General features: G+C 29.6%; 28 protein-coding genes. 20 read left to right on the forward strand and 8 right to left on the reverse strand.

Annotated features, from left to right (window positions below; genetic code table 11):
- Positions 1 to 32 precede the first annotated feature (32 nt).
- Genes ACN0WB_RS09925 through ACN0WB_RS09945 form a run of 5 tightly spaced genes read left to right on the forward strand, consistent with a single transcriptional unit; the run spans position 33 to position 4,445 of the window.
- Positions 33 to 794, forward strand: coding sequence for a T9SS type A sorting domain-containing protein (locus ACN0WB_RS09925; RefSeq protein WP_417431318.1), 762 nt, complete (start codon positions 33 to 35; stop codon positions 792 to 794).
- 51 nt (positions 795 to 845) lie between these two features.
- Positions 846 to 2,591, forward strand: coding sequence for a tetratricopeptide repeat-containing sensor histidine kinase (locus ACN0WB_RS09930; RefSeq protein ID WP_417431319.1), 1,746 nt, complete (start codon positions 846 to 848; stop codon positions 2,589 to 2,591).
- On the forward strand, positions 2,581 to 3,231 hold the full coding sequence (locus ACN0WB_RS09935) for a response regulator (protein WP_417431321.1): 651 nt from the start codon (positions 2,581 to 2,583) through the stop codon (positions 3,229 to 3,231). The genes ACN0WB_RS09930 and ACN0WB_RS09935 overlap by 11 nt, the downstream gene beginning before the upstream one ends.
- Positions 3,232 to 3,256: 25 nt before the next feature.
- A complete protein-coding gene (locus ACN0WB_RS09940) occupies positions 3,257 to 3,760 on the forward strand; it encodes a GNAT family N-acetyltransferase (protein ID WP_417431323.1) in 504 nt (167 codons plus the stop codon).
- Between the two features lie 43 nt (positions 3,761 to 3,803).
- The gene (locus ACN0WB_RS09945; RefSeq protein WP_417431325.1) at positions 3,804 to 4,445 is read left to right on the forward strand and encodes a uracil-DNA glycosylase; all 642 of its coding nucleotides are present in this window, start codon (positions 3,804 to 3,806) and stop codon (positions 4,443 to 4,445) included.
- A 26-nt stretch (positions 4,446 to 4,471) separates the two neighbouring features.
- Here ACN0WB_RS09945 and ACN0WB_RS09950 read toward each other — a convergent pair whose 3' ends face one another.
- Positions 4,472 to 4,957: a DUF456 domain-containing protein gene (locus tag ACN0WB_RS09950; RefSeq protein WP_417431327.1), complete on the reverse strand. Its 486-nt coding sequence runs from the start codon at positions 4,955 to 4,957 to the stop codon at positions 4,472 to 4,474.
- A gap of 336 nt (positions 4,958 to 5,293) precedes the next feature.
- Here ACN0WB_RS09950 and ACN0WB_RS09955 point away from each other — a divergent pair, with 336 nt between their 5' ends.
- The 6 genes from ACN0WB_RS09955 (at position 5,294) to ACN0WB_RS09980 (ending at position 11,997) form a co-directional block, all read left to right on the forward strand.
- Positions 5,294 to 6,289 carry a mechanosensitive ion channel family protein gene (locus ACN0WB_RS09955; RefSeq protein ID WP_417431329.1) on the forward strand — a complete coding sequence of 332 codons (996 nt, stop codon included), beginning with the start codon at positions 5,294 to 5,296 and terminating at the stop codon, positions 6,287 to 6,289.
- 4 nt (positions 6,290 to 6,293) lie between these two features.
- Positions 6,294 to 7,034 (forward strand): pyridoxine 5'-phosphate synthase, encoded by a 741-nt coding sequence (locus tag ACN0WB_RS09960; protein ID WP_417431331.1) that lies wholly within the window; start codon positions 6,294 to 6,296, stop codon positions 7,032 to 7,034.
- A gap of 25 nt (positions 7,035 to 7,059) precedes the next feature.
- Positions 7,060 to 7,842 (forward strand): alpha/beta fold hydrolase, encoded by a 783-nt coding sequence (locus ACN0WB_RS09965; protein WP_417431333.1) that lies wholly within the window; start codon positions 7,060 to 7,062, stop codon positions 7,840 to 7,842.
- Positions 7,843 to 7,865: 23 nt separating this feature from the next.
- Positions 7,866 to 8,876, forward strand: a complete 1,011-nt coding sequence (locus ACN0WB_RS09970) for an NAD-dependent epimerase/dehydratase family protein (protein WP_417431335.1) — start codon at positions 7,866 to 7,868, stop codon at positions 8,874 to 8,876.
- A 155-nt stretch (positions 8,877 to 9,031) separates the two neighbouring features.
- On the forward strand, positions 9,032 to 10,789 hold the full coding sequence (locus tag ACN0WB_RS09975) for an AMP-dependent synthetase/ligase (protein WP_417431337.1): 1,758 nt from the start codon (positions 9,032 to 9,034) through the stop codon (positions 10,787 to 10,789).
- A gap of 149 nt (positions 10,790 to 10,938) precedes the next feature.
- Positions 10,939 to 11,997, forward strand: a complete 1,059-nt coding sequence (locus ACN0WB_RS09980; RefSeq protein WP_417431339.1) for a diphosphomevalonate/mevalonate 3,5-bisphosphate decarboxylase family protein — start codon at positions 10,939 to 10,941, stop codon at positions 11,995 to 11,997.
- 151 nt (positions 11,998 to 12,148) lie between these two features.
- On the opposite strand, the gene ACN0WB_RS09985 is transcribed toward ACN0WB_RS09980, so the two are convergent.
- The gene (locus tag ACN0WB_RS09985) at positions 12,149 to 12,310 is read right to left on the reverse strand and encodes a GIY-YIG nuclease family protein (RefSeq protein WP_417431341.1); all 162 of its coding nucleotides are present in this window, start codon (positions 12,308 to 12,310) and stop codon (positions 12,149 to 12,151) included.
- 113 nt (positions 12,311 to 12,423) lie between these two features.
- On the opposite strand from ACN0WB_RS09985, the gene ACN0WB_RS09990 reads away from it, so the two are divergent.
- The gene (locus ACN0WB_RS09990) at positions 12,424 to 12,981 is read left to right on the forward strand and encodes a DUF1543 domain-containing protein (RefSeq protein WP_417431343.1); all 558 of its coding nucleotides are present in this window, start codon (positions 12,424 to 12,426) and stop codon (positions 12,979 to 12,981) included.
- A 30-nt stretch (positions 12,982 to 13,011) separates the two neighbouring features.
- On the forward strand, positions 13,012 to 14,121 hold the full coding sequence (locus tag ACN0WB_RS09995; RefSeq protein WP_417431345.1) for a 5-(carboxyamino)imidazole ribonucleotide synthase: 1,110 nt from the start codon (positions 13,012 to 13,014) through the stop codon (positions 14,119 to 14,121).
- 40 nt (positions 14,122 to 14,161) lie between these two features.
- On the opposite strand, the gene ACN0WB_RS10000 is transcribed toward ACN0WB_RS09995, so the two are convergent.
- The gene (locus ACN0WB_RS10000) at positions 14,162 to 15,070 is read right to left on the reverse strand and encodes a DMT family transporter (protein ID WP_417431347.1); all 909 of its coding nucleotides are present in this window, start codon (positions 15,068 to 15,070) and stop codon (positions 14,162 to 14,164) included.
- Between the two features lie 70 nt (positions 15,071 to 15,140).
- On the opposite strand from ACN0WB_RS10000, the gene purE reads away from it, so the two are divergent.
- The gene (gene purE / locus ACN0WB_RS10005) at positions 15,141 to 15,641 is read left to right on the forward strand and encodes a 5-(carboxyamino)imidazole ribonucleotide mutase (protein WP_417431349.1); all 501 of its coding nucleotides are present in this window, start codon (positions 15,141 to 15,143) and stop codon (positions 15,639 to 15,641) included.
- A gap of 151 nt (positions 15,642 to 15,792) precedes the next feature.
- On the opposite strand, the gene ACN0WB_RS10010 is transcribed toward purE, so the two are convergent.
- Entirely contained in the window at positions 15,793 to 16,926 is a 1,134-nt protein-coding gene (locus ACN0WB_RS10010; protein WP_417431351.1) for an alpha/beta hydrolase, read from the reverse strand.
- A 107-nt stretch (positions 16,927 to 17,033) separates the two neighbouring features.
- A complete protein-coding gene (locus tag ACN0WB_RS10015; RefSeq protein ID WP_417431353.1) occupies positions 17,034 to 18,236 on the reverse strand; it encodes an aminotransferase class I/II-fold pyridoxal phosphate-dependent enzyme in 1,203 nt (400 codons plus the stop codon).
- Positions 18,237 to 18,386: 150 nt separating this feature from the next.
- Between ACN0WB_RS10015 and ACN0WB_RS10020 the strand changes: the two genes are divergently transcribed.
- Both ACN0WB_RS10020 and ACN0WB_RS10025 read left to right on the forward strand, forming a co-directional pair.
- The gene (locus ACN0WB_RS10020) at positions 18,387 to 18,848 is read left to right on the forward strand and encodes an Lrp/AsnC family transcriptional regulator (protein ID WP_417431355.1); all 462 of its coding nucleotides are present in this window, start codon (positions 18,387 to 18,389) and stop codon (positions 18,846 to 18,848) included.
- 360 nt (positions 18,849 to 19,208) lie between these two features.
- Positions 19,209 to 19,655 (forward strand): hypothetical protein, encoded by a 447-nt coding sequence (locus ACN0WB_RS10025; RefSeq protein ID WP_417431357.1) that lies wholly within the window; start codon positions 19,209 to 19,211, stop codon positions 19,653 to 19,655.
- A 56-nt stretch (positions 19,656 to 19,711) separates the two neighbouring features.
- On the opposite strand, the gene ACN0WB_RS10030 is transcribed toward ACN0WB_RS10025, so the two are convergent.
- The 3 genes from ACN0WB_RS10030 to ACN0WB_RS10040 form a co-directional block, all read right to left on the reverse strand.
- On the reverse strand, positions 19,712 to 20,350 hold the full coding sequence (locus tag ACN0WB_RS10030) for an alpha/beta hydrolase (RefSeq protein ID WP_417431359.1): 639 nt from the start codon (positions 20,348 to 20,350) through the stop codon (positions 19,712 to 19,714).
- A 282-nt stretch (positions 20,351 to 20,632) separates the two neighbouring features.
- Entirely contained in the window at positions 20,633 to 21,388 is a 756-nt protein-coding gene (locus ACN0WB_RS10035; protein ID WP_417431360.1) for an acyl-CoA desaturase, read from the reverse strand.
- A gap of 160 nt (positions 21,389 to 21,548) precedes the next feature.
- Positions 21,549 to 21,839, reverse strand: coding sequence for a hypothetical protein (locus tag ACN0WB_RS10040; RefSeq protein ID WP_417431362.1), 291 nt, complete (start codon positions 21,837 to 21,839; stop codon positions 21,549 to 21,551).
- A gap of 189 nt (positions 21,840 to 22,028) precedes the next feature.
- Between ACN0WB_RS10040 and glyA the strand changes: the two genes are divergently transcribed.
- From glyA to ACN0WB_RS10060, 4 genes are all read left to right on the forward strand, one after another.
- Positions 22,029 to 23,300 (forward strand): serine hydroxymethyltransferase, encoded by a 1,272-nt coding sequence (glyA, locus tag ACN0WB_RS10045; protein WP_417431364.1) that lies wholly within the window; start codon positions 22,029 to 22,031, stop codon positions 23,298 to 23,300.
- Positions 23,301 to 23,428: 128 nt separating this feature from the next.
- Positions 23,429 to 23,854, forward strand: coding sequence for a regulatory protein RecX (locus ACN0WB_RS10050; protein WP_417431366.1), 426 nt, complete (start codon positions 23,429 to 23,431; stop codon positions 23,852 to 23,854).
- Positions 23,855 to 24,022: 168 nt separating this feature from the next.
- On the forward strand, positions 24,023 to 25,948 hold the full coding sequence (locus ACN0WB_RS10055) for a polysaccharide biosynthesis protein (protein ID WP_417431368.1): 1,926 nt from the start codon (positions 24,023 to 24,025) through the stop codon (positions 25,946 to 25,948).
- A gap of 44 nt (positions 25,949 to 25,992) precedes the next feature.
- On the forward strand, positions 25,993 to 26,799 hold the full coding sequence (locus tag ACN0WB_RS10060; RefSeq protein WP_417431370.1) for a polysaccharide biosynthesis/export family protein: 807 nt from the start codon (positions 25,993 to 25,995) through the stop codon (positions 26,797 to 26,799).
- Positions 26,800 to 26,805: the final 6 nt, after the last annotated feature.

Below are 26,805 nucleotides of genomic sequence, written 5' to 3' on the forward strand. Positions count from 1 at the left end.
ACATTTCTTTAGGAAATGTTTACAGCACAAATTTGAATGTAGATTATACAAAATTTGCTACTAATTCTACAGGAAGAACTATTTTCGGGCATGACGGTAATAACGGTTATGATTTATCTTATACAGATGATAATGGCGCAACGTTGAAAGACATTTCGCTTAAAAGTTTGATTGGAAATACCAAAATTGCTCCATTTATTACTTTTGCAGGAAATAATACTTTCTATACGGCAGGTGTAAACACCGAAGTTATAAAAAGTACTGATAATGGAGTTACTTGGACTCAATGTACTGCAATGACCGCAGGTTATATTTATAGTATTAAAGCCAACCAAACTGGAAGGCTTATTGTAAACAAATCTGGTAACATTTTGACTTCTACAGACGGTGGACAAACTTTTACAGCAATGGGAACTGGTTTACCTGCGTATACTGCACAGAAACTAGATGTTACAACAAATGGTAAATTTTTTCTTGCTGTAGCAGAAGGTTCGACTATTAATCCAAAAGGTGGAATTTATTATTATCAAGATAATCTTTCTGTAGGGGATATTGATGAAAAAAATCATCCAAATTTATTTCCAAATCCAGCGAAAGACTTTGTTAACATTGATAAAATTTCAAAAAATGCATCTATAAAAATAACAGATAGTAGTGGGAAATTAATCTACAATTCTGTTTCAAAAAACACAAATGAAAAAATTAATACAAGTCATTTTATAAATGGTATTTATTTTATTCAAATTAATGATAATGGTATAATAACAAGTCAAAAATTAATTATAAGAAACTAATTTTTTTAAAAGGATAAAGATTAATTTTTATATTTGTGTAAACTTAAACCCGTGAAAATCAATAACCTTATCTATCTATTATTACTTTTGGTTTCTCTCACTTTAAAATCTCAAAGTAATATTCTTGAAGAAAAAAAACTTGAAAAAGCTTTAAAATTTCTAAACGATTACAAATTAGATTCTGCAGAAACTGAATTTAAAGATTTATTAAAACCAGAAATTAAAAAAAATAATTCCAAAATTTACATTAAATCCGAGTTGAATCTTGGGCGAATTTATGGAGACAAAGGTAATAATGTTCAAGCTTTAAAATATTATCAAGATGCACTAAAAGTTGCCGAATCTACGAAAGACAAAGAATCAATTCCGCACATTTTAAAAAACATCGGTATTTTATACGTCAGTTGGAAAAAATTTGATGAAGCTTTTAATTATTACGATAAAGCAGAAAAATTAGCAACAGAAATCGGAAATAAAGAGTTAATCGCAGATTGTCAGAATAACAAAGGAATTATTTATGAACAACAAAAAAATTATCCAAAAGCACTTTCAAATTATAAAAGTGCATTAGAACTTTATATAGAGAAGAAAAATCCACAGAAAATTTCAATGGCACTTAGTAATATTGCCATTGTTTACAAATTTCAAAAAAACTATCCAGAATCTATTAAATATAATTTTCAAGCTATTTCTATAGCCGAAAAGTTAGGTGACAAATGGAATATGGCTGCAACTTATAACAATATTGGAAATCTTTATGGTGAAATGGGTGATTATAAAAAAGCCATTTTATTCTGTGAAAAAGCTCTGAAAATTGCCAAAGAAATCCACGCAGATGAAATCATAGAATCCACTTACGACAGTATGGCAAATGCTGCAGAGAAAGCCGGAGATTACAAAAATGCTTTTGCTTACCAAAAATTATTTTCGCAAGTAATGAATGAGTTTATCAATAAAGAAAGCACAAAACAACTTTCAGAACTCAATATAAAATACGAAACTGAAAAAAAACAAAAACTCATTCAACAACAACAATTTGAATTAAAACAAAAAAATATTTGGCTTATTTTTAGTGGAATTTTATTTTTAATTTCGCTGCTTGCAGCTTATTTTATTTATAAAAATTATCGCCACAAGCAGAATAGAAAATTGCAAAATCAAATTTTCCGTCAACAAGAATTAGAAGCTAAAGCTCTTTTCGAAGGCGAACAACACGAGAGAATCCGTATTGCGAGAGATTTGCACGACGGGGTTGGACAAATGCTTTCCTTAGTGAAAATGAATTTATCCACCTGGGAAAAGGATTCAGTTACAGAAAAAACAATGAATTTAGTGGATAAAACCATTGAAGAAGTACGCAATGTTTCTCATAATTTAATTCCTGAAGAACTTAATTTTGGAATTTTTTCTGCTTTAGATAATTTAACTGAAAAAGTAAATTCTTCGGGAAAAACTAAAATGGAAATAGACATTGGTAAAGAAATAAGAGCCATAAAATTTTCCCGCCAAAATGAACTTTCAATTTACAGAATCGTTCAAGAAGTCGTTAATAACATGTTAAAACACGCGAATGCAAACTTGATTAATTTGTCGATAAAACAAGTGAATCAAAATATAATTATTTCTATAAACGATGATGGAAAAGGTTTTGACGAAGAATCCATCACCAATTCAAAAGGGATGGGTTGGAAAAACATCAAAGCAAGAATTCATCTTCTCGATGGAAAAATAAAAATACATTCCGAGAAATTATCTGGTACACAAATCAAAATAACTTTACCCAGAAATGGAGAATAATACTACAAATATTCTTATTGCAGATGATCACCAAATGATGTTGGATGGAATTAAAGATATGCTTGCAAAAAACCCCGAATTTCACATAATTGCAGAAGCAAATAATGGTCAAGTTGCATATGAAATAATTGCCGCAAATCCTGAAAAATTTCAAATTTTGCTCACAGATATTAGTATGCCACTTTTAACTGGAACCGAACTTTGCAAAATGATAAAAAGTAAATTTTCTCATATTCAAGTGTTGATTCTTTCCATGTATAATAATGCAACTGCGGTGAAAGAAGCGGTTTTTGCGGAAGCAGATGGTTATATTTTAAAAAATGCGGGAAGAAATGAATTATTAAAAGCATTACATAGAATTACCAATGGAGGAACCTACTTCTCACAAGATATTGTTCCAATTATTTACAATCAATACCACCAAAAACAACAACAAGATGAGCAACTTGGTCTGCTTTCAGTAAGAGAAAAAGAAATTTTAGCGCTCATTGTAAAAGAATTCACAAGCGAAGAAATTGCCCAAAAATTATTTATTAGCAAAAAAACAGTCGATAATCATCGTCAACATATTTTGGAAAAAACGCATTGCAAAAGTACAGTTGGTTTGGTTAAATTTGCTGTAAAGTTGGGTTTGGAATAAATTTCAAAATTCTATCTTTTGAATAATGAAACTCCTTACAAAAAGACTCGTTTTAAAACCAATTTCAGAAGATGATGTACAAGATATTTTGACGATTAGAAGCAATGCGACTATCAATAAATATATCGGCAGAAAACCTCCGAAGTCAATAGAAGATGCGCTTGATTTTATCCTTAAAATTAAAAATAATAACCAGAAAATAGTTGGTTTTTTTGGGATTACTTTGAAAAACAATTCTCATTTAATAGGAACTATTTGTTTATGGAATTTTTCTAAAGATCAGAAAACCGCCGAATTAGGCTATGAAATGTTACCAGAATTTCATGGAAATGGTTTTATGTTTGAAGCGTTAAAAGCAATATTGAATTATGGTTTTAATGATTTGAGTTTGTTGAATATAGAAGCATTTACGCATAAAAATAATTTGAAATCCATACAATTATTAGAAAAATTTTCATTTGCATTAAATGAAAATAGAGTAGATGAAGATGTGAAAGAAAATATTATTTTTGAATTAAATAAAGTCTGAATAATTATCACATTTTCACATCAATAAATCTTCACATCGAACAATGACTTGGACAGAAATTCTTGCCCCAATAAAAAATTCAGAATACTTTAAAAATCTTTGGCAAAAAGTAAAAGAAGAATATGAAACTTCACAATGTTTTCCACCATCAAAGCAAATTTTCCGTGCTTTAGAGTTGACGCCTTTTGATGAAGTGAAAGTTGTAATTCTCGGTCAAGATCCATATCATAATGATTTTCAAGCAAACGGTTTGTGTTTTTCAGTTTCAGAAAAAGTGACAATTCCACCTTCTTTGCGAAATATTTTCACTGAACTGGAAAATGATTTAGGTATTAAAAGAACAGAAAAAGAATTAGACGATTGGGCGGAACAAGGTGTTTTACTTTTGAACTCAACTTTAACAGTTCGTGCACATGAAGCCAATTCTCACCAAAAATTGGATTGGGAAAAATTTACGGATTTTATTATTAAAGAAATTTCAGATAAAAAGGAAAATGTAATTTTTGTATTGTGGGGAAGTTTTGCGCAGAAAAAATCGATTTTAATTAATGAATCTAAACATTTAATTTTAAAAGCAGTTCATCCATCGCCGCTTTCTTCTTACCGTGGTTTTTTTGGAAGTAAACCATTTTCCAAAATTAACAATTTTTTAAAAGACAAAAATAAAGAAATTATTGAGTGGTAAATTAGGATAATTTAGGATTTTTACTTTTAAATAATATCGGTTATTACGACAATTAGCATCGCCAAACCAACTAAAAAATTAAAAAAAGTTCCATAAAGAAATCCGATAAATGCTCCTTTCATACTATTAAAAGCTTTCTTTTTATCACTAAAATCGTGGAATAATTCGCCTAGAAAAACGCCTGCAAACATTCCAATTAAAAATCCAAAAGGAATTGGAATAAAAATAATCCCCAGAATTGTTCCCACAAAAGAACCAATACTTCCATATCTTGTTCCACCATATTTTCTATTGGTTTTTGCTGGAATTACATAATTTAAAACGACAGAAATAATAGTTAGAACTGAAAAAATCCAAATCCACCACATACTTAAATCAGAATTCCCACCAAATTTATAAATCAAAAGTCCGCATAAACTCAACAAAAGACCAGGTAAAATCGGTAAAAAAGTACCAATAATTCCCAAGATTAAAAGAATTATAGAAAATAGTAATATTAGACTTTCGCTCATTTTTTTAAGTTTAAAAGATAAAATTAGTTAAATATAAATGCTTAGCAAAAGTAATTTGTTATTTTTGTAGTTATGGGCAAAGATTTAATTACCACTAAAGATTTATTGCAAAATATTAGTGATCAGATTCACTATTTTGTAAAAGGAAATTTTCCGGATGATATAATTTTGTGGGTACAAATTCTTGCGAAGTTTTTATTCTTATTTGCTCTAATATATATTGTTAGTACTGTTTTCAAGATTATCTTTAAAGTCATCTTTAAACTTTTTGTTAATACAGATAAGTTCCCGGTTTTGGTATCTATTTATAAAGCTAAAATCACAACTTCAATTTCCATGGTAATTGCCTTGTTTATTGGAAGTTACGCTTTGTATTCGATATTCTACAGACATAAACATAGCTACGGTTTTTTAGAAATCATCATTCATATTTCTCTTCTTTTGGTTGTTGCCAATTTGGCTTTTAGAATGCTAAAAGCCGTAGAATATTATTATTTGTATAAGAAAGACTTTTATATTATTATGGCGCTTCGGGCCATCAATCAAACAATAAAAATATTTGGTACTTTCATTTTTACAATTATCGCAATCTGTATTTTATTCAAAATTAGCGGCACGGCAATTTTAGGAAGTTTAGGTGCAATGACGGCGGTTTTAGTTTTGGTTTTCAGAGATACTATTTTAGGTTTTGTTACTGGAATTCATGTCGCAACTTCTAAAAATTTAAAAGTAAACGATTGGATTGGTATTCCAAAATATAATTTGGAAGGAACAATTTTAGACATCAATCTTTTAACCACAAAAATTTTAAATTTCGATAAAACAGTTTCTACAATTCCCACGTATGATCTGCTTACTACTGAAATTAAAAATCTTCAGGTGATGTCGGAAACCAACACGAGACGAATAAAAAAGTCGATTTATTTCAATATTAATTCTTTTAAATTTATTGATGAAGAACTGTTTACTAAATTGAAACAAATCAATCTTATTTCAGATTATTTAGATTCAAAATCTAAAGAGATCAGCGACAGTAAAAAGGAAATGAGCCATTTTGAAACGATTGTTAATGGTGCTCAATTGACAAATATTGGCGTTTTTCGAGTTTATGCGATGGAATATTTAAAGCATAATAAAAATGTTGATAAAGATGGAACTTCGATGGTTCGGCAGTTGGATATTTCTCCACAAGGTTTACCTCTGGAAATTTACTGTTTCACCAATGATTCTAAATGGGAACATTTTGAGCAAATACAAGCCGATATTTTTGACCATATTTTGGTTGCGGCAAAAGAATTTGATCTGCAGGTAATCCAATATTTGAAAAATTAAAAAAATGACAAAACTCAGTGTAAATATTAATAAAATTGCCACTTTACGTAATGCGCGTGGCGGAGAATTTCCAAGTGTGACAGAAGCGGCGATAAAACTACAAGAATTTGGCGCACAAGGAATTACGATTCATCCAAGACCGGATGAAAGACATATTACCAGAAAAGATGTTTACGATTTAAAACCTTTGGTGAAAACGGAGTTTAATATCGAAGGAAATCCACACAGAGATTTTATTGATATGGTTTTAAATGTAAAACCGGAACAAGTCACTTTGGTTCCAGATGCAGATGATGCAATTACATCAAACGCCGGTTGGAATTGCAAAAAACACCAAGATTTTCTGAAAGAAATTATTTCAGAATTTAAAAATGCAGGAATTAGAACCTCAGTTTTTCTTGATCCAAATCCAGAAATGGTAGAATTTGCTGCAAAAACAGGAACTGACAGAATTGAACTTTACACTGAAGCGTACGCAAAAGATTATGCAGATTCTTCGACTTCGCTCAGAATGACAAAAGAATTGGCCATAAAACCTTACTTTGAAACTGCACAGAAATGTGTGGACTTTAATCTTGGCGTTAATGCAGGACACGATTTAAGCTTAGAAAATTTAAAATATTTCGCAGATGAAATTCCTAATTTATTAGAAGTTTCAATCGGTCACGCTTTAATTTCTGAAGCGCTTTATATGGGATTAGAAAATACCGTTCAAGCGTATTTGAAGCGATTGGCGAAATGGTAAAATCAATTTTTTAAAATTTTAATTGTTGGAACAAAATATATTACACTCAAAAATCTACGGAAAAGAAAAACCCGAAATTCCTTTATTGGTTTTTCACGGATTATTCGGAATGCTCGATAATTGGGGAACTTTCGGAAAAGATTTTGGAGAAATAATGCCCGTTCATTTATTAGATTTAAGAAATCACGGCAAAAGTTTTCATTCCGATGAAATGTCACACGATAATTTAGCCGAAGATATTTTAAATTATATGTCGGCAAATCAAATTGAAAAAGCACATTTGCTCGGACATTCTTTGGGTGGAAAAGCGGTGATGCAATTTGCCATGAAATTTCCAGAAAAAGTGGAGAAATTAATTGTTGTAGATATTGGTCCAAAATCTTATCCGCCGCATCATCAAGGAATTTTAAAAGCTTTGCAATCGGTTGATTTAGAAAATGTAAAAAGTAGAGGTGAAGTTGAAGAAATTTTAAGTCAATATATTCCAGAGAAATCAGTGGTTTATTTTTTAGCCAAAAGTTTGTATTGGACGGAAAATAAAAAATTAGCGTGGCGTTTTAACCTTAAAACTTTAACAGAAAAATATACAGAATTTGTTTCAAATGCGATTAAATTTGGTGTTTTTTCGGGAGAAACTTTATTTATTTCTGGGGCAAATTCCAATTACATTTTACCCCAAGACTCCTTTTTAATTAAACAACAATTTCCAAATTCTAAAATAATTTCCATTCAAAAGGCGGGACATTGGGTTCAAGCAGAAAATCCAAAAGACTTTCATAATGTGGTTTATGAGTTTTTAAAATCGTAATTTAGCGCAACAATATTTAAGATTTGATTTTCGTTACAGGCGCCACAGGAATTCTCGGAAGAGTGATAGTTTTAGAACTTCTAAAGCGTGGTAAAACCTTTCGTGCAGCGAAAAGACCAACAAGTAATCTTGAAGATGTCAAACATTCTTTTCAGTTTTACACAGAAAATTCCGAGGATTATTTTAATAAAATTAATTGGATTGATGTGGATTTTAAAGATTCAGATTCTTTAGAACAAGCTTTAATTGGAGTTACCGAAATTTATCATTGCGCTGCAAAAGTCAGTTTTCATCCAGATGATAAAACGGAAATGCAAAAATGCAATATTGAGTTTACGGAAAATTTATTGTACCAATGTCAGAATTCTTCCGTAGAAAAGTTTCTCTATGTAAGTTCTATCGCGGTTTTAGATAATGAAAATGAAAATGGAATTTTTGATGAAGACTCCAATTTTAATCCAAAAGAAGACCATTCAGATTATGCCATTTCAAAACATTTTGCGGAAATGGAAGTTTGGCGCGCTTCTGCGGAAGGTTTAAATACAATTATTATAAATCCCGGAGTTATTATCGGTTCAGGAAACTGGAACAATAGCAGTGGCAAATTAATTAATGAACTTTTAAATAATAAATTTTCATTTTCTGGGAATAGCGCTTATGTTGATGTGCGAGATGTGGCGAAAATTTCTATAGATTTAATGGAAAAAAATAGTTTTGGAGAACGATTTATTTTAATTTCTGAATCTAAAAGTTACCAAGAGGTAGCTAATTTTTTACGTTTAAAATTGAATAAATCAAAAGTGAAAATTTTGCCTTATTGGATTTTAAAAATCGGCGTTTTCTTCAATTTTTTATTGGGTTGGCTTATAAAACCTTTAAAAATGATTAATTCTGTGAATGTAAAATCCGTCAGTTTTCATTCTGAAATTTCAAATGAAAAAATTAAGAGAGAATTAAATTTTAAATTTATTCCCGTTTTTCAAAGTCTCGATTTTCATCTTAAAAATTATCTTAAAGACCATCCTAAAATTTAAAATTAATATAATTTAAAAAATAAAATTAATTCCGCACTTTGTTAAGTGAAACGTCTTTGCGCTATTAAAAAAAGAATGAAAAGCAGCAAATTTGTAAATTAATCTTTGCGAACTTTGCGTTAAAAATTTACATTTTGATTAAAAATAATTAATAAATGAATCTTACAGAATTTCTAAATATAAATTCAGATAAATATTTAAAAAATCCCGCAATTGGTTTTAAAAAACGAGAAAAGTGGGAAACAATTTCTTGGTTGAAACTTCGTACTTTGGTTTTCAAAACTGCAAATGCACTTAGAAAATCTGGGATTTCAGATGGTGATAAAGTGGCAATTTACGCAGATAATTCAGCAGAATGGCTCATTTTTGATTTGGCCATTTTATCTTTAGGAGCTGTCACAATTCCCATTTATTCTACTAATAATAAAGAACAAGCGGCTTATATTTTAGAAAATTCTGAAAGCAAAATTGTGTTGGTTGGAAATCAACAACAATACGATGATTGTTTGGAAATTCTGCAAGAAAGTAATTATTTAAGTCAAATTATTGTTGCTAAAAAAGCGGTTTGGATTAAACAAGATCGTTCCGTTTTTCTCGAGGATTATATTGCAAAAATTTCTTCAAATTTTGAAATAGTTCCTAGAATTGATGAAGATTTAGCAACTATTATTTACACTTCAGGAACTACAGGAATCCCAAAAGGTGTGATGCTTTCACACGGAAATTTTCTAAAAACTTTTACTGCGCATCAAGATTTTTTTAATTTTGATGATTTTGACTATCAAAAATCTTTAGCATTTTTACCTTTAAGTCATATTTTTGAGCGCAGTTGGACTTTGTTCTGTCTTCATTCTGGTGTAAAAGTTTATTTTTTAGAAAACACAAAATTAATTGCAAATGCTTTGATAGAAGTGCAACCGACTTTTATGTGCGCAGTTCCTAGGTTTTATCAAAAAATATTTGCTGGAATCAAACAAACCATTAATGAAGGTTCAGAATCAAAAAAGAAAATTTTTAATTGGGCAATGAAAGTGGGGACTGAAGTTTCTGAATTAAAAAGACAAAATAAAAATATTCCTATCGGTTTAAATTTTAAAAATTTCTTCGCAAATCAATTGGTTTTTAAGAAAATAAAACAAAAATTAGGCGGTCAACTTTGGTTCATGCCGTGTGGCGGCGCGTCTTTATCAGAAGAGGTTACGAGATTTTTCGATGCAATGGGAATTCACATCACAGTTGGTTATGGTTTGACGGAAACTACGGCAACTTTGACGGCTTTTCCATTTAAAAACTATAAACACGGAACTGCAGGAAAACCAATTGGTGACACACAAATTAAAATTGGTGAAAACAATGAAATTTTAATAAAAGGAAGTAGTGTGATGCAAGGTTATTACAAAATGCCCAAAGAAACTTCCGAAGTTTTTACGGAAGATAATTGGTTTAAAACGGGGGATGCAGGAGAAATTGATTCTGATGGAAATCTAACAATTACCGATAGAATTAAAGATTTAATGAAAACTTCCAACGGAAAATATATTGCGCCACAACCATTGGAAAATGCACTTTCAAATGATGCTTTTATTGATCAAATTATGTTAATTGCAGAAGGTAAATCTTTCGTAACAGCAATTATAGTCCCATATTTTGAAAATTTAGAAAAAGAATTAGTTAAATTAAATATTAAATTTACAGACTGGAAAACCATATTGCAAACTCCGGAAATTCTAAGTTTTTACAAAGAAAGAATTGAGAAAATCCAAACAAATCTTTCAGCTTTTGAGAAAATTAAAAAATTTATATTGTTACCAGAAGCTTTTGAAATTAGCACAGGTGAAATTACGCCAACTTTAAAAGTGAAACGGAACGTAATTTTAAAAAAGTACGCGGAACAAATTGAAGAAATGTATTAAAAAGATACTAGATATTAGACATGAGAAGTTAGGCTTTAATCTTTAAAGTTTAGTTTTAAAAACAAATGGTTTAATATTTTCTAATACCTAAATACAAAAAACATTCATAATTAAATTTAAAATCTAAAGTATCAAATCTAATATCTAAAATGACTAATCAAGATTTTTACGGAAATAAAAACTTCCAACTTTCACTTCAAAAAGTGGAGAATTCTTGTCCTTCAAATATTGCCTTAATAAAATATTGGGGTAAATATGACAATCAAATTCCCGCAAATCCAAGTATTAGTTTTACTTTAAATCATTGTAAAACACGCACTGAAATTGAGTTTAAACCAAATGAAATATTTTCTGTAAAAACTCTTTTAGCAGGAAAAGAAGAGAAAAATTTCGCAACAAAAATTGAAAAATATTTTAATAATATAGAAGTTTATTTGCCTTGGATTTTAAAAGGAAGTTTTAAAATTCACACCGAAAATACATTTCCCCATAGTTCAGGAATTGCAAGTTCGGCATCTGGTTTCGGTGCGATTGCAAAATGTTTGATGGATTTGGATAATATATTTACTAACAACGGACATCCAACAACTAACCACCAAAAAGCCTCATTTTTAGCACGATTAGGAAGCGGAAGTGCATGTAGAAGTTTGTTCAACGGTTTAGTCGTTTGGGGAAAAACGGATGAAATTGAAGGAAGTTCAGATTTATTTGCGGTAAAATTTCCCGAGACAGAAATACATCCTGTTTTTAAAAATTTTAAAGATTGGGTTTTGTTGATTCATGAAGGTGAAAAAAGTGTTTCTTCCACAATTGGTCATGGTTTGATGAAAAATAATCCTTACGCGGAAACCCGTTTTCAGGAAGCAAAAGATAACTTTTTGCCAATGAAAACCATTTTAAAATCGGGAAATTTAAAAGAATTTATCACTTTGGTTGAACATGAAGCTTTGACTTTACACGCCATGATGATGATGAGTGATCCTGCATTTATTCTTATGAAAACTGGAACATTGGAAGTAATTAATAAAGTTTGGACATTTAGAAAAGAAAGAAATTTGCCGTTATTTTTCACTTTAGATGCAGGTGCAAACGTGCATTTATTGTTTCCAAATGATAATAATTCACCAGAAATTGAAAAATTTATTGAAGATGAGTTGTTACAATTTACGCAAAAAGGAGGGATTGTGAAGGATGAAATGAAGTTTTAATATGGGGTTTTAAACCATAGTTTTGTCATTCCGTAGAAATCTAAGCAAAGTAGAAAAAGTATTTTATTTCCATTCAAAAAGATGATTTTAAAAATCCATATTGGGATTTTGTTTGCTGATCAATTCCAATTTCTTCTCTCTCGAAAAATTTTTAATTTCTTTTTCTCTTAAAATTGCATTTTGAATCATTTTTCTTCGAATGTTTTGGGAATCTAATATGTAAATTATTTGTGACACCTGTATACAAAACTATTTTGCGCGGATTTGTTAAAATGTAAAACATAGAATGTATAAATTCCTTCAGTAGTTTCATTAATAGATTTTAATTTTGTTATTTTCTCTGATTAAATTCTTACGGAATGATAAAAGGTCTTTTTAGATTTATTTTTATTTAAAATTACATTATTTTTGTACAACTTTTAAAAGATGCAAAAACTTTTCTACGTTATAATCGGTGCAACGCCAAAAGGAAGAACTACAGAACAACACGATGTTTTTTTCGGCATTGCAAAAAATATAAAAGATTTAATTCCGGAAATGAAAACTTTCTGGCCAGAAACCAAAGGAAAATTTCACTTAGATGCATACCAAGAAGTGAAATTTGTAGATGGTTTTGAACTTAAAATTGTTCCCAGAAATTTGAGCGAATTACAAGAAAAACATTTGTTTTTCATCAATTTGGGTGGTTATAAACCAGGTATTTTTCAGGAATTTCATGAAAAACATTTGATGATTGGCAAAAAAATGTCGGAAATTATCAGACGCGTGAAGAAAACAGAATTTTATAAAACAATGGGTTTTAAAAATGCAGAAAGCCACATTGATGATAAATACGGAGTAGATATTGATGATATTTATAAAGTTGAAGATTTAATTTCCCCTAAAACAAAAGAAAAATATGCCATCATTTTAGAAAAAACCGATTTAGAAAATCAAGAAAATATTACAAATATTGGATATTTTAGTTTAAAGAGTTTAAAATAATTTTAACTCAAATCTCAAATTTAAATAAAAATGAAAATCGCGATTCTTGGCGGCGGACAATTGGGCCGAATGTTTATACAAAATGCGTTAAAATATGATGATGAGATTTACACTTTGGATCCGTCTGAAAATGCTTCCTGCGCCAATATTTCGCATTTTACAAAAGGTGACTTTAATGATTTCCAAACGGTTTTAGATTTTGGAAAAGATAAAGATGTTTTAAGTATAGAAATTGAACATGTCAATGTTGATGCGCTTTTTCAGTTAGAGAATGAAGGTGTAAAAGTCATTCCATCTGCGGAAATTATTAAAATTATTCAGCAGAAAATTTTGCAGAAAGAATTTTATTTAAACAATAACATTCCAAGTGCGGATTTTCAGATTATTCAAAATAAATCAGAACTCAATTTTTCCTTTCCTTTTGTTCAAAAATTAAATAAAGGCGGTTATGACGGGAAAGGTGTGCAAATTATTAAAGATGAGAATGATTTAAAAAATCTTTGGAATGAACCTTCCGTTATTGAAAATTTGGTAGATATTGACAAAGAATTATCGGTAATTTTAGCAATTAATGAAAAAGATGAATGTCAAACTTTCCCAGTGACAGAAATGGTTGCAGATCCAAAATTAAATTTATTGGATTTTAATATTTGTCCGGCAGAAATTTCTAAAAATGTTGAAAAACAAATTACAGATATTGTTGAGAAATTTATAACCGCTGCAAATTCCGCAGGTTTATTTGCCATCGAATTATTTTTAGATAAAAAAGGAAAAATTTGGGTGAATGAAACTGCACCGAGATTACATAACTCTGGACATCAAACGCAGGAAGGAAATGCTAATTCTCAGTTTGAACAAATGTATCGGGTTTTAAAAAATCTCCCTTTAGCGGATACGGAAAGTTTCGTTTTCTCTGGAATGTTAAATTTAGTTGGTAATGAAAATTATTCCGGAAAAGTGAAATATGAAGGTTTAGAAGAAGTTTTAAAACTACCTAAAACCTATGTTCATTTATATGGGAAAAAAGATACAAAACCCGGCAGAAAAATGGGACATATTAATGTTTTGGCGGATTCTCGCGAAGAACTTTTAGAAAGATTAATTAACATTAAATCTTTAGTAAGAGTGATTTCGCATTAATTTAGTATTTAAAATTTTGTCTTTTTAGACAAATTTTGATTTAGATTTTAATATTTTTTCGTTTGTAATTGGTAATAAAAACACCCGCAATAATTAAAATTGCGGCGACTAAAAATTTCAAGGAAATTTCTTCATTTAAAAGTAACCAACCTAAAAATATCGCGATTATTGTATTGACGTAAGATAAAATTACCACTTGCGTCGGAAGTAATCTTTGCAGTAAATAATTAAAACTAAAAAACGCAATTACCGAACCGAAAACTGCTAAATAAATAATGGCTAAAATTCCATTTAAACTCCAGTTTTCAAAATTAATTTCTGGCGAAAACAAAAAGCCAAAAATAATTTGAACCACACCTGCAAAACTAAATTGATAAAATAAAATTAGAAAAATATTTTCTTTATTTTTTAAAATATGTTTGCTGTAAACTGTTCCGATTGCCCAACCAAGAATTGCAAGAAAAGCGAGTAATAAACCCATTGCATAAGCGGGATTGAGAAAGTCTTCTAAATTATCCCAAAAGACAAAAACAATTCCTGAAAATCCCAAAGCAACGCCAATTAAAGATTTTAAATTTATTTCTTTTACGATGAAAATAGCGCTTAAAATAAATACTAAGATAGGTGAACAAGAAGAAATTAGAGAAGCCAAACTGGAAGTAATTTGCAATTCTGCAACAGTTGTAAATCCATTTGCAACAATTAGCATCAAAGAAGAAATTAGAAATTGTTGTGCCGTTTTTTTCCAACCAATCCAATGTAATTTTCGTGAAAAAATTAAATAAAAGAACAAAATAACACCTGCTAAAAACTGTCGGATTCCCGCTACAAACCACGGTGGAATTGTTTCTACTGCTATTTTTATTCCTAAAAATGTTGTGCCCCAAATTATGGCAACCAATACCAATGCAAAAAGCAATTTTAGGTTTTTAAATTTTGGGATTTTCACCTTGCGAAGATATTTATTTTTGAGCTATGTTTAGTATCTTTACAGTCAATAATCAAAAAAAAATTATAAAATGGTCGGAATAATTATGGGAAGTAAAAGTGATTTAGGCGTGATGGAAGTTGCGGCTGATTTCCTAAAATCTTTAGAAATTCCTTATGAATTAACCGTAGTTTCCGCACACAGAACACCGGAAAGACTTTTTGATTATTCTAAATCTGCAGTAAAAAGAGGTTTAAAAGTCATAATTGCAGGAGCAGGCGGTGCTGCACATTTACCAGGAATGGTTGCAAGTTGTACTACTTTACCAGTAATTGGTGTTCCAATTTTATCATCTAATTCTATTGATGGATGGGATTCTGTTTTGTCGATTCTTCAAATGCCTTCTGGAATTCCAGTTGCGACGGTTGCGCTAAATGGCGCGATGAATGCCGGAATTTTAGCAGCAAAAATTTTGGGAAGTTCTGATGAAAAGATTAAAAATAAATTGGAGAATTTTCAAAAATCTTTAACAGAAAAGATTTTGAATACAGTAGATGAAATTAAAGGTTTACACCCAAATTCTTATGATTGAGTTTTTCAACCACAAAGTCACAAAAGATTTCTCCTAAAAATTCAACATACAAGTTCACAAAGAGAAAATCTATAGATCTTCAAAATTTTTGTGTACTTTATAAATATAAAACTTTAGCATTCTTGCATTTTACTTTTGTGATTAAAGTATTTTACTTAGCAAAAAGCCATTCAAATGCTTTACCGAATTCTTGGGACCAATAAGATTCTGAATGTGTTCCATCTTTACTGAATTTTGTTTTAATATTTTTCTCTGAAACACCTTGTTTTAAAAGTTCTGCTTCAGCTTTTTTGATGTCGGAAACCATTTCTTCAGATTCTTTTAATCCGGCATAAAAGTATATTTTAGAGTTTTTTAATTTTTTTGCATTTTTCCGTAAATAGAAAGTCAAATCTTGCGGTGCAAACCAAAAACTTGGACTGAAAATCCCGAGTTTTCCGAATTTATTTGGATATTTTACACCTGCATAAAATGAAATTAATCCGCCCATTGAACTTCCAATTAAAGCTGTATATTTTGGTTGTTTTAAAGTTCGGTAATGTTTGTCAACGTAAGGTTTTAAAGTATTTGCTAAAAAATCTGTGTATAAATCACCTTTTCCACCGCCGTATTTTGCGTTTTTCCACGGAGAGTATTCGTTTAATCTTTCTGCACCACCATTTTCTATTCCAATCACAATCGCATCGGTTTTATGCTGTGAAAAAAGTACATTTAAAGTTTCATCAATTTTCCATTCACCAGAAAAAGAAGTTGCGTCATTAAAAAGATTTTGACCATCTTCCATATAAACAACGGGATATTTTTTACCAGAAGTCACATAATCTGGTGGTAAATAAATCCAGATTTTTCTGCTTGTTTTTAATTGTGGAATACTGAAATTCTCGCACAAAACTTTTACATTTGGTGACAAAGTATTTTTTTTCTCAACTGGTTTCTCCCAAGAAAGGATATTTAAATTTATTAAATTCCCATCCGTTTCTGTAGAATATTTTCTGTTAGATAATGAATTTCCTTGCGCATCACCTTCTGCAAAATCCCACGAACCTTGCGTTATTTTATACTCAAAATTTTCTGTAACTTTTGGAATTTCTAATATAAAATTTCCGTTAATATCTTTTTTAAATTGAAAATTTTGGTCGGAAGGATTCCAATTATTTAAAGAAGAAGCCATGTAAAATTTCGCATCTTTTGGTGTATTATCGGGGAGTGAATTTATTTTAAAAATAATTTGTGCTGAACAAAAAGAAGTGATCATAAAAAATAAAAGCAAAAAATAATTTTTCATTAATAAGAAGTTTGATTCAAAGTTAGAAAAATTATAGATATTTATTTTAAACTTTTTCCTTACTTAAATGAATTCAAATATTTAATCTTCTTTTATTTCAGATAAAATTAAATCACATTTACTTTCTGCATACATTTTTTCATTTTCTCAAAAGTTCTTTTAATATCATGATCCAAACCGATTGACATACGAATTAATCCTTTAGATAAACCCATTTCTTTTTGTTCATCTTCTGGAATTTCAGATGAAGTAGAACTTCCAGATGCGGTGAAAAGTGTTTTATAAAATCCTAAACTTACAGCGAGATAGCCCAGATTTTCATTTTGCATTAATTCCATCAATTGATCTGCTTTTTCTGCAGTTTTTACATCAAGTGTTAAAAGACCACCAAAACCGTATTCTGTTTGAATCATTTCAGAATAAAGTTTGTGTTGTGGATGATTTTTTAAACCAGGATATTTTACAGTTAATCCTATTTTTTCAAAATTCTCTGCAAGAAATAAAGCATTTTCACTGTGTTTTTTTATTCGAATATGAAGTGTTCGTAAATTTTTAAGAATACTTGCAGCGCGCAAACTGTCTAAAGTTGGACCTAGAAGCATACAAGCTCCAGAATTTACATTTTTCAAATCATTAATAAATTCCTGAGAAGCGCAAATAACGCCGCCAATTGAATCACTGCTTCCGTTGATAAATTTTGTTAAACTATGAATGACGATATCCGCTCCTAAAAGTTTCGGAACTACAGAAAGTGGCGAAAAAGTATTATCAACAATTAACTTCAAGTTATGTTTTTTTGCAATCTTTGAAAGCGCTGTAATATCCGCAATTTCTAAAAGTGGATTACTTACCGTTTCGCAAAAAATAACTTTTGTATTTGGTGTAATTGATTTCTCAATTTTTTCTAAATTATTAATATCAACAAAATCGGTTTTAATATTTAAATCTGGAAGAAAATTTTTCATAAAAGCATAAGTTCCGCCATAAATTGTTCTGCTTGAAACAATATGATCGCCGGATTTGCAGAGCTGTAAAAGAGTAGAAGTAATTGCGCCCATTCCGGAAGCGGTTACATTTGCACTTTCAGTTCCTTCCATTTTTGCCAAAGCTTCAGATAAATAAAGATTGCTCGGTGAAGAATGACGAGAATAAAGATAACAACCATCGGTATTTCCTTCAAAAGTATCAAACATCGCTTTTGCAGAAAGAAATGTGTAAGTTGAACTATCAGAAATTGAAGGATTTACACCTCCGAATTCTCCGAAATATTGCAAATCTTGAATGTTACTTGCTGCGTCAAAAATTTCCATAATTATTTATTTCTTGTAAATCTATTTAATTTTAAACTTTAAAACAAGAAATGAATTAAGATTTAGAAATTAAAACTATAAAACATTATATTTATAGTTTTAAAATTTATTATTTTTGATAAAATATACTTTTAACCAAATATTTTTCAGATGAACTTAGATGAAAAGGATAAAAAACTTCTTGTTTTATTGCAAGAAAATGCGAAAAAAACCAATAAACAATTGGCGGCGGAACTTAATTTGTCAGTAACTGCAGTTTTTGAGAGAATTAAAAAATTAGAAAAGCAAAAAATTATTAAAAATTATGTGGCTTTAGTTGATAAAAAACAAGTTAAAAGAGATTTTATAGTTTTGTGTCAAGTGAAACTTATTCAGCATAAAAAGGAATACATTTCTCAATTTGAAAAAGAAATTAAAAAGTTCCCAGAAATTTTAGAATGTTTTCACGTGAGTGGAGATTCTGATTATATTTTGAAAATTGCCTTAGAAAATATTCAAGAATATAGGGAATTTATGGTTTCTAAATTAACATCTATGGAGCACATTGCAAGTACACAAAGTTCTTTTGTGATTGAAGAAGTGAAAAATACAACGACTGTTTTTTTAGAATAATTTTATTTATTTAAAAACTCCATCAAGTCCATATAAATTTTTTTAAAGCAATACGGATATTCTTTTTCCGAAAATTGTTCCCGCATTCCACTATATCTTTTTCTTTTGCAAAAGAAAAAGGATGCCGTTTCAATCGGGGCTAAAAAGACGGGATTTTTTTCTTTGAAGGGAAGAATTGGAAGAATTACAAATCATAAAAATAGTATTGGAAAAATTATTTAAATTTGGTAATTAATTATATATTTACGCATAAACACTTTATAAAAATAAAAGTAATTACTGAATAAAATCAACAAAAGAAAATTGAAAAATTAAACATTTTCTATACTTTTTTGAGTTTTAAATTCTTAAATAAAATCTATGAAAATAAAAAATTTACTACTGCTTCTTTTAACATTATTTTTAATAATTTCTTGTAGAAAAGATGAAGAATTAACTATAAAAGAAAAATTAAACGGAAAATGGAATTGGGAAAATAGCACAGGTGGAATGAATGGCAAAGAGATTCATACGCCACAAAGTGAAGGTTATACAATGCAATATAATTTCAAATCAAATGATAGTATTTCGATAACAAAAAATGAAACCCTTAAATTTAATAATACAAAATATCATTTGACAAGAGAAAAAAGTATTTTATTTCAAAAAGATTTTGATTTTTTAACTATTGATTATAAATTCAAAGAGTTTGGAACTGATTCCATTATTACATTACCAATGAGATATATGATTAACAAAATAGATGGAAATTCTTTAGAATTAACTGAAGACGTATATGATGGCTATTCTCTAAAATTAAAAAAATAGAAACTGCTTTTCCAATAAAGCAAAAATTTCAATCCGTTATTCTTCTTAAATTAAATTTATTTCCCAAAAAAATCCATCAAATCCATATAATTTTTTTGGTTCACGCCGTGTCCGCTCATATATTCTCGAAAGCTGAAATAACAGCTTTTTTCATATAAAAAATCTGCTGCTTTTCTTCCCCATTCCAAAGGAATTATTGCATCATCTGTGCCGTGAGAAATGAAAAAACGCAACTTTTCTAATTTCTTTTTATCTTTTGAAATGTTATGTAGAATTTTTTCTTCCAAATAACAACTCATACAAGCAACTTTCGAAAATAGTTCTGGATTATTTAAAGACAATGCATAACTGAGAATCCCACCTTGGCTGAATCCAACCAAATGTGTTTCATTTTCGGTTAAACCATATTGATTAGAAATTCTTAAGATGGATTCTAAAATTGCTTTTTCTGCTTTTTCCGCTTGTTGAACACCAACAAATTTTTCAGCGTTATTAAAATCAATATCATACCACGAAAAACCTTCAAAATCTGTATTTAATGGTGCCCGAAAACTTACTATGAGCCAATCTTCTGGCAAAGTAGGAACAAAACTGAAAAGATCTTCTTCATTACTTCCATAACCGTGAAGTAAAACTAAAAGCGTTGTTTTTGGAGTGATATTTCCGGGTTCTCGGAGGAGGTATTTTAAGTCCATTTTTTATTTTTTTTTATTTAAACACGGAGTTCACAGAGATTTATTTTCATTTCGCAAAATTTCGCAGAGAACACAATTGAAAATATTATGTGTTAACAAAAGCTTTTTTTAATTTAAAAATCTTTAAAATCAACCCTGCTAGAGTTTAAAACTCTGGCAGGGTTTTGCAAAAATCTTAACTTCTCCAAAACTTTAAAAACTTAATCTCAAAACATTAACCAAAAATATTTTTTCTGACAATTAGGCGCAAAAAAAATCGGGTAAAATTCCCGATTTATTTTTTTACTTTTCTCGTGTTGGTTTTATCGCCACACGATTGAGTTTGATGAGTTTCATTTTTTCTAAAAGTAACATTATCAAATAAGTGGGATCAATTTCGTACCATCTAATTCCGCCAAAGTTTGGTCTTCCACCGTGTTTGTGATGATTATTATGATAAGCTTCGCCCATCATTAACCAATCAAAACGCAAGAGGTTTTTTGAAGTATCGCTCACTTTAAAATTAGTGTAGCCATAAATATGCGCAAACCAATTAATAATTACACCGTGAATTGGTGCCATTAAATAAGCAACTGGAAGCAAAAGCCATTCCCACCAATGATTGGCGAAAAGGATAAAAAATGTGGTGTAAAAAATTCCCCATCCAATTCTAGAAAACCAAGAACTGGCAAACTGATCAAATTTTTTCCATTGCGGAACATTTTTAGTGAATTTTTCTTCTATTTGAATTTTATAATTATTGATATCGGCGTAGATATTTTTTGTACGCCACATCATTGCAAATAAATTGGGATCGTATTTTGGAGAATGCGGATCTTTTTCTGTGTCGGCAAAAGCATGGTGCATTCTGTGCATTACGCCGTATCCGTAAGCGGAAAGGTAATTAGAACCTTGCGTAATCCAAGTTAAAACGAAGCATAATTTCTCGCCAAATTTTGACATTTTAAAACTTTGATGCGCTGCGTATCGGTGTAAAAAAAAGGTCTGGAAAAATAAACCAGAATACCAGAGAACTATGATAAATATAAGGATTGTCATAAATGATTTTTGATTTTTACAAAGTTAGACTATTCAAAATCTTCCACATATGATTTTACTCATAAGTGCAATGTTTTAAATAGTTAAATGAAAAGATAAAAAAAATGAGAAACTTTTTATAAAATTTCTCATTATTAACTAATAAAATTAGGTTTTAGATTTAAGCTAAAAACTCCAAATCTTTATCTTTAAAATCATTTTGCTCCACCAATTTGTTCATTGTTTTTAAAGTTTTAATACGCAATTTTGCTAATTTCCTGATATTAGAATCTGAACTGTAATTAAAAATAGAATCTTTAAAAGTAAATGTATCGCCTTCTTTAAATTCGATGTCGTCTTTTTTTAATTCTCCTAAAAGCATCAAATTGGTCATTTTTTCTAGAATTTTGTGTTCTGCTTTTGCTAAAACTTTCAGTGATTTGAGAAGTTCTTTATTATATTTTTTACCCATGATATTTTTTGAAAGTATTTAAGTTTGATTAATTTATAAAGTTTTAATTCTTTGCTGTTTTACAATTTTCAACTTTGAGATTTCTGCAAACTTACTATTTTTTCTTCCAATAATTAGGTCTTTTATGCAATCTAAAATTTACTTAAATTTGAAATCTAAATTTAACATTCAATATAATAAAAATTCACAATGAATCAAGATCCGATATTTGCTTTAATAGAAAAGGAACGCGACCGACAAACTCACGGAATAGAACTAATTGCTTCAGAAAATTTCGTTTCAGAAAATGTAATGAAAGCGGTAGGAAGTGTTTTAACCAATAAATATGCAGAAGGATATCCTGGAAAACGTTATTACGGCGGTTGTGAAGTGGTAGATCAAGTGGAGCAATTGGCAATTGACAGAGCAAAAGAATTATTTGGAATTGAATACGCCAATGTGCAACCACATTCTGGTTCGCAAGCAAATGCTGCAATTTATTTGGCGTGTTTAAAACCTGGAGATTCTATTTTAGGTTTGGATTTATCGATGGGCGGTCATTTAACGCACGGAAGTTTTGTGAATTTTTCTGGAATTCAATACCAAGCGAATTTTTACGGAGTCGATCGTGAAAGTGGTTTGATTGATTATGACCAAATGCGCCAAAAAGCTTTGGAAGTTAAACCAAAAATGTTAATTGCAGGATTTTCTGCCTATTCCAGAGATTTAGATTATAAAAAATACCGTGAAATTGCAGACGAAGTTGGTGCAACTTTGTGGGCAGATATTGCACATCCTGCAGGTTTGGTTGCAAAAGGATTATTAAATTCTCCATTCGAATATTGTCACGTTGTTACAACTACAACTCATAAAACTTTGCGAGGACCAAGAGGTGGAATGATTATGATGGGTAAAGATTTTGAAAATACTTATGGTCATAAAACGCCAAAAGGTGAAACCAAAATGATGAGTCAGGTTTTAGATGGCGCAGTTTTCCCAGGAATTCAGGGCGGTCCATTGGAACATGTGATTGCAGGAAAAGCAGTTGCTTTTGGTGAAGCTTTGGATGAGAAATTTTTAATTTATCAAAAACAAGTGGTTGCAAATGCGAGAGCTTTGGCGAAAGCAATGATAAATAATGGTTTTGATATTGTGAGTGGTGGAACAGACAATCATCTAATGTTAGTAGATCTGCGAAATAAAAATGTGAACGGAAAAGAAACTGAAAAAGCTTTGGTAAAAGCAGACATCACGTGTAATAAAAATATGGTGCCGTTTGATGATAAATCACCTTTCACCACTTCTGGAATTCGTTTGGGAACAGCTGCAATCACAACAAGAGGTTTAAAAGAAAAAGATATGGAAACTATTGCAGGATTAATTTCTGAGTGTGTTTCTGATTTAAAAAATGACGCCGTTTTAGAAAAAGTGAAAAAAGAGGTTAATCAATTAATGGAAGGAAAAGCTTTGTTTAAATACTAGAAAGTTAAAATTGAAAATACGTAAAGTTAGAAAGCATAATTTTTAATCTAAAAGCAAAAACTATCAACTGGCAATCGACAACTGATACCCAAAAGAAATCTTATACTTTTGAAGAGATAAAACAGAAAATGGTAAATTATTGCGTTTACCAAGATCGTTGTCACAAAGAAGTAGAGCAGAAGTTTCGAGATTTTCTTTTAATACCAGAAGCGAAAGATGAAATTATACTTTATCTTATAAAGGAAAATTATCTTAATGAAGAGCGTTTTACAAGAAGCTATATCCGAGGAAAATTCTATCAAAAAAACTGGGGACGCACAAAAATTATGGGTCAGTTAAAATTTAAAGGAATTTCACAGAAATTGATTAATAATTGTATGAATGAAATTGATGAGTACGATTATGAAGAAACTATTAAGAAATTATACAAGCAACATTTTGAACTTCAAAAAGGTGGCAGAGATTATATGAAACATCAAAAAACCGTCAAATTTTTGTTAGGAAAAGGTTATGAATTTGAAATTATTTTAAACGTAAAACAAAATTATTTTTAAAACTAACAAATTTTGCTGAAATTTATCAAAAGGAAAATCAGATTTTCTTTATTTTGTTTAAAGTATATTCTAAGTTTTAATTTATATATACTTTTTAACAAGATTAGTGTATTTTTGCAGCGATTAACTTTTTAAGTAATAAAATTAAAAGAAAGAATTTTTTTAAAAATGGATTTTATTAATATAAATAAAAAAATTTATGATGGGGATAACTTTCTTAAATTATCAGATTTAAGGTATCTTCCCCGATGGATTGTATTATTGATTGATATATTTTTGGTTTTAATATCTGCATTTGTTTCCTATTTTATTATTGATAACCTAGATGTTACTCCTTATACTTATTTTTCGTTCCCTTTAAAGATTTTAATAATTTTAGGTGTAAACATTGTCTTTATGGCTTGGTTTAGAACCTATTCTGGTATTATTCGTCATTCTACTTTTGTGGATTTATGGAAGATTTTTATTACGTGCTTTTTTGCCTGTTTTACTTTGGTAATTGCAAGTTATTTTACTTTTATTTTTTTTGGACAAAAGTTATTTTTAATTCCTATACTTTTTATCAATTTTGCACTTTCTTTTAGTTTACTTTTTGTATTTCGTCTTGTAGTTAAAGAATTTTTTCAAATTATTAGAGATGTTAAAAATGATAAACAGCGTACTAAAGTAGTTATTTTAGAAATTGATGAAAGTTCCGTAGCAATTGCTCGTGTTATAATGGGAAATCCCAATCTTCCATATTGTGTACAAGGTTTTGTTACTGCAAGAAAAGATAGTAATAGCGCAAGATTATTAGGCAAAAGAATTATAACCAAAGCAGAACTGGAGAAAAAATCTAAAAAGGAATTAGGAATTGATGGTGTTATAATTATTAAAGAATTAATTTCTGATTCTGAGCTACAGAATTGGGTAAGTCTATTTTTAGAAAAAGATCTTAAAGTTTTTAAATCTCCATCATTGCAGAAATTTCGCTCAAGTGATTTAAAACATGCGATAGAGTCTTTACAGATTGAAGATTTATTAAATAGACGACCTATTAAAATTGATAATTTTGCGATTAATCCACGTCATTCAGGTAAAAATATTTTAGTAACAGGAGGAGCCGGTTCCATCGGTTCAGAAATTGTACGGCAAGTTGCCAAATTAAATCCAGATTTAATAGTAGTTCTTGATCAGGCAGAAACACCGCTTTATGAAATAGAGTTGGAAATGTTACATGAATTTCCAGATATTAATTTTGAATTTATTTTAGCTGATATTTCAAATAAATATAGAATAGAACCTATTTTCCAGAAATTTAATTTTTCAATGGTTTATCACGCGGCAGCTTACAAACATGTTCCACTCGTAGAGAAAAATCCGCATGAAGCTATTTTAGTTAATGTTTTGGGAACTAAAAATTTATCAAAATTAGCAAGCGATTATAATGTCAATCGTTTTGTGATGATTTCTACCGATAAAGCAGTAAATCCGACTAATGTGATGGGCGCTTCAAAAAGAGTTGCAGAACTTTACGTTCAATCATTACAAAATATTGAGGGAAATACGACTAAGTTTATTACCACTCGTTTTGGAAATGTTTTAGGTTCAAATGGTTCTGTTATTCCATATTTTAAAAAACAAATAGAAGCAGGCGGTCCTATAACGGTAACTCATAAAGATATTGTACGCTATTTTATGACTATTCAAGAAGCTTGTGAACTTGTTTTACAAGCAGGGACAATGGGAAAAGGTGGTGAAATCTTTGTTTTTGATATGGGTAATCCAGTGAAGATTGTGGAACTTGCAAAAAGGATGATTAGATTATCTGGTTTAAAATTAAATGAGGATATCGAAATTGTCTTTACTGGTTTGCGTCCAGGTGAGAAACTGTATGAAGAATTATTAAGCGATGGTTCTAAAACTTTACCAACACATCATAATAGTATTTTAATTTCAAAAGATCCAACTGCAGATTTTCATGAGATTACAAAACTTACAAATTTAATAACTAAAGCAGCTTTAAGACAAGATAAAGTTGAAATTGTTATAATTTTAAAGAAAATAGTACCAGAATTTAAAAGTCAGAATTCTGTTTACCAAAAACTAGATTAAAAATAAGACTAAAAATTGTATATTTGCCAACATTATTTAAAAAAATGAAAAAATTAATTTCTTTATTCTTTCTTGTGTTTCTTGTATCATGTGGGGTTTTTAAGAATAAATCTGAAGAAAACTCATTAAACTATATGCGCAATATTGATAGTATTGCGACAAATGCAGCCTTAAATTCTACTGTTTCCACTATTCAACCAGGAGATCAGCTTGTAATTGTAGTTTCTGCAAAAGATTTAGATGTTGTAAAACCTTTCAACCAAAATTTTTCTTCCAGCCAAATGGTTCAAGATGCAGTATCTGGTGGAAATTTAAGACCAAATCCTATTTCCATCACGGGACCAACTTATCTTGTTGATACGGATGGAGTGATTGATTTTCCAATTTTAGGCGAGATTAAAACTACGGGAAAAACTATAGAAGCATTTAAAGATGATTTGCGCGAGACTTTAAAGGAATATATCAAAGATCCAGTGGTAAGTGTTACGAATTCTAATTACAAAGTAACGGTTTTAGGTGAAGTAAATAGACCTGGACAATATCTTGTTACCGATGGTCATGCAACTATTCTTAACGCTTTGGGTTTAGCGGGAGATCTTACAACTTATGGAAAACGTGATGATGTTCTTTTAGTTCGGAATATTAATGGTAATATTACAAAACACAGAGTAAATCTTAATAATGCAGAATTTATAAATTCTCCTTATTATCAATTAAAACAAGGAGATGTTATTTATGTTTCTGCGAATGATACAAAAGAGAAAATATCTAAATTAAATCCTAATAATGGATTATATATTTCAATTGCATCAATCTTAATAACTATTGTTGCACTCATCGTCAGAAAATAATTATCT

The organism is Halpernia sp., from assembly GCF_048269545.1.
Lineage (GTDB): Bacteria > Bacteroidota > Bacteroidia > Flavobacteriales > Weeksellaceae > Halpernia.

Coding starts and splice junctions, on each gene's coding strand:
- ACN0WB_RS09935 (WP_417431321.1), top strand. CDS start 2,581: ATGGAGAATAATACTACAAATATTCTTATTGCAGATGATCACCAAATG.
- ACN0WB_RS09940 (WP_417431323.1), top strand. CDS start 3,257: ATGAAACTCCTTACAAAAAGACTCGTTTTAAAACCAATTTCAGAAGAT.
- ACN0WB_RS09945 (WP_417431325.1), top strand. CDS start 3,804: ATGACTTGGACAGAAATTCTTGCCCCAATAAAAAATTCAGAATACTTT.
- ACN0WB_RS09950 (WP_417431327.1), bottom strand. CDS start 4,957: ATGAGCGAAAGTCTAATATTACTATTTTCTATAATTCTTTTAATCTTG.
- ACN0WB_RS09955 (WP_417431329.1), top strand. CDS start 5,294: ATGGTAATTGCCTTGTTTATTGGAAGTTACGCTTTGTATTCGATATTC.
- ACN0WB_RS09960 (WP_417431331.1), top strand. CDS start 6,294: ATGACAAAACTCAGTGTAAATATTAATAAAATTGCCACTTTACGTAAT.
- ACN0WB_RS09975 (WP_417431337.1), top strand. CDS start 9,032: ATGAATCTTACAGAATTTCTAAATATAAATTCAGATAAATATTTAAAA.
- ACN0WB_RS09980 (WP_417431339.1), top strand. CDS start 10,939: ATGACTAATCAAGATTTTTACGGAAATAAAAACTTCCAACTTTCACTT.
- ACN0WB_RS09985 (WP_417431341.1), bottom strand. CDS start 12,310: ATGAAACTACTGAAGGAATTTATACATTCTATGTTTTACATTTTAACA.
- ACN0WB_RS09990 (WP_417431343.1), top strand. CDS start 12,424: ATGCAAAAACTTTTCTACGTTATAATCGGTGCAACGCCAAAAGGAAGA.
- ACN0WB_RS09995 (WP_417431345.1), top strand. CDS start 13,012: ATGAAAATCGCGATTCTTGGCGGCGGACAATTGGGCCGAATGTTTATA.
- purE (WP_417431349.1), top strand. CDS start 15,141: ATGGTCGGAATAATTATGGGAAGTAAAAGTGATTTAGGCGTGATGGAA.
- ACN0WB_RS10010 (WP_417431351.1), bottom strand. CDS start 16,926: ATGAAAAATTATTTTTTGCTTTTATTTTTTATGATCACTTCTTTTTGT.
- ACN0WB_RS10015 (WP_417431353.1), bottom strand. CDS start 18,236: ATGGAAATTTTTGACGCAGCAAGTAACATTCAAGATTTGCAATATTTC.
- ACN0WB_RS10020 (WP_417431355.1), top strand. CDS start 18,387: ATGAACTTAGATGAAAAGGATAAAAAACTTCTTGTTTTATTGCAAGAA.
- ACN0WB_RS10025 (WP_417431357.1), top strand. CDS start 19,209: ATGAAAATAAAAAATTTACTACTGCTTCTTTTAACATTATTTTTAATA.
- ACN0WB_RS10030 (WP_417431359.1), bottom strand. CDS start 20,350: ATGGACTTAAAATACCTCCTCCGAGAACCCGGAAATATCACTCCAAAA.
- ACN0WB_RS10035 (WP_417431360.1), bottom strand. CDS start 21,388: ATGACAATCCTTATATTTATCATAGTTCTCTGGTATTCTGGTTTATTT.
- ACN0WB_RS10040 (WP_417431362.1), bottom strand. CDS start 21,839: ATGGGTAAAAAATATAATAAAGAACTTCTCAAATCACTGAAAGTTTTA.
- glyA (WP_417431364.1), top strand. CDS start 22,029: ATGAATCAAGATCCGATATTTGCTTTAATAGAAAAGGAACGCGACCGA.
- ACN0WB_RS10050 (WP_417431366.1), top strand. CDS start 23,429: ATGGTAAATTATTGCGTTTACCAAGATCGTTGTCACAAAGAAGTAGAG.
- ACN0WB_RS10055 (WP_417431368.1), top strand. CDS start 24,023: ATGGATTTTATTAATATAAATAAAAAAATTTATGATGGGGATAACTTT.
- ACN0WB_RS10060 (WP_417431370.1), top strand. CDS start 25,993: ATGAAAAAATTAATTTCTTTATTCTTTCTTGTGTTTCTTGTATCATGT.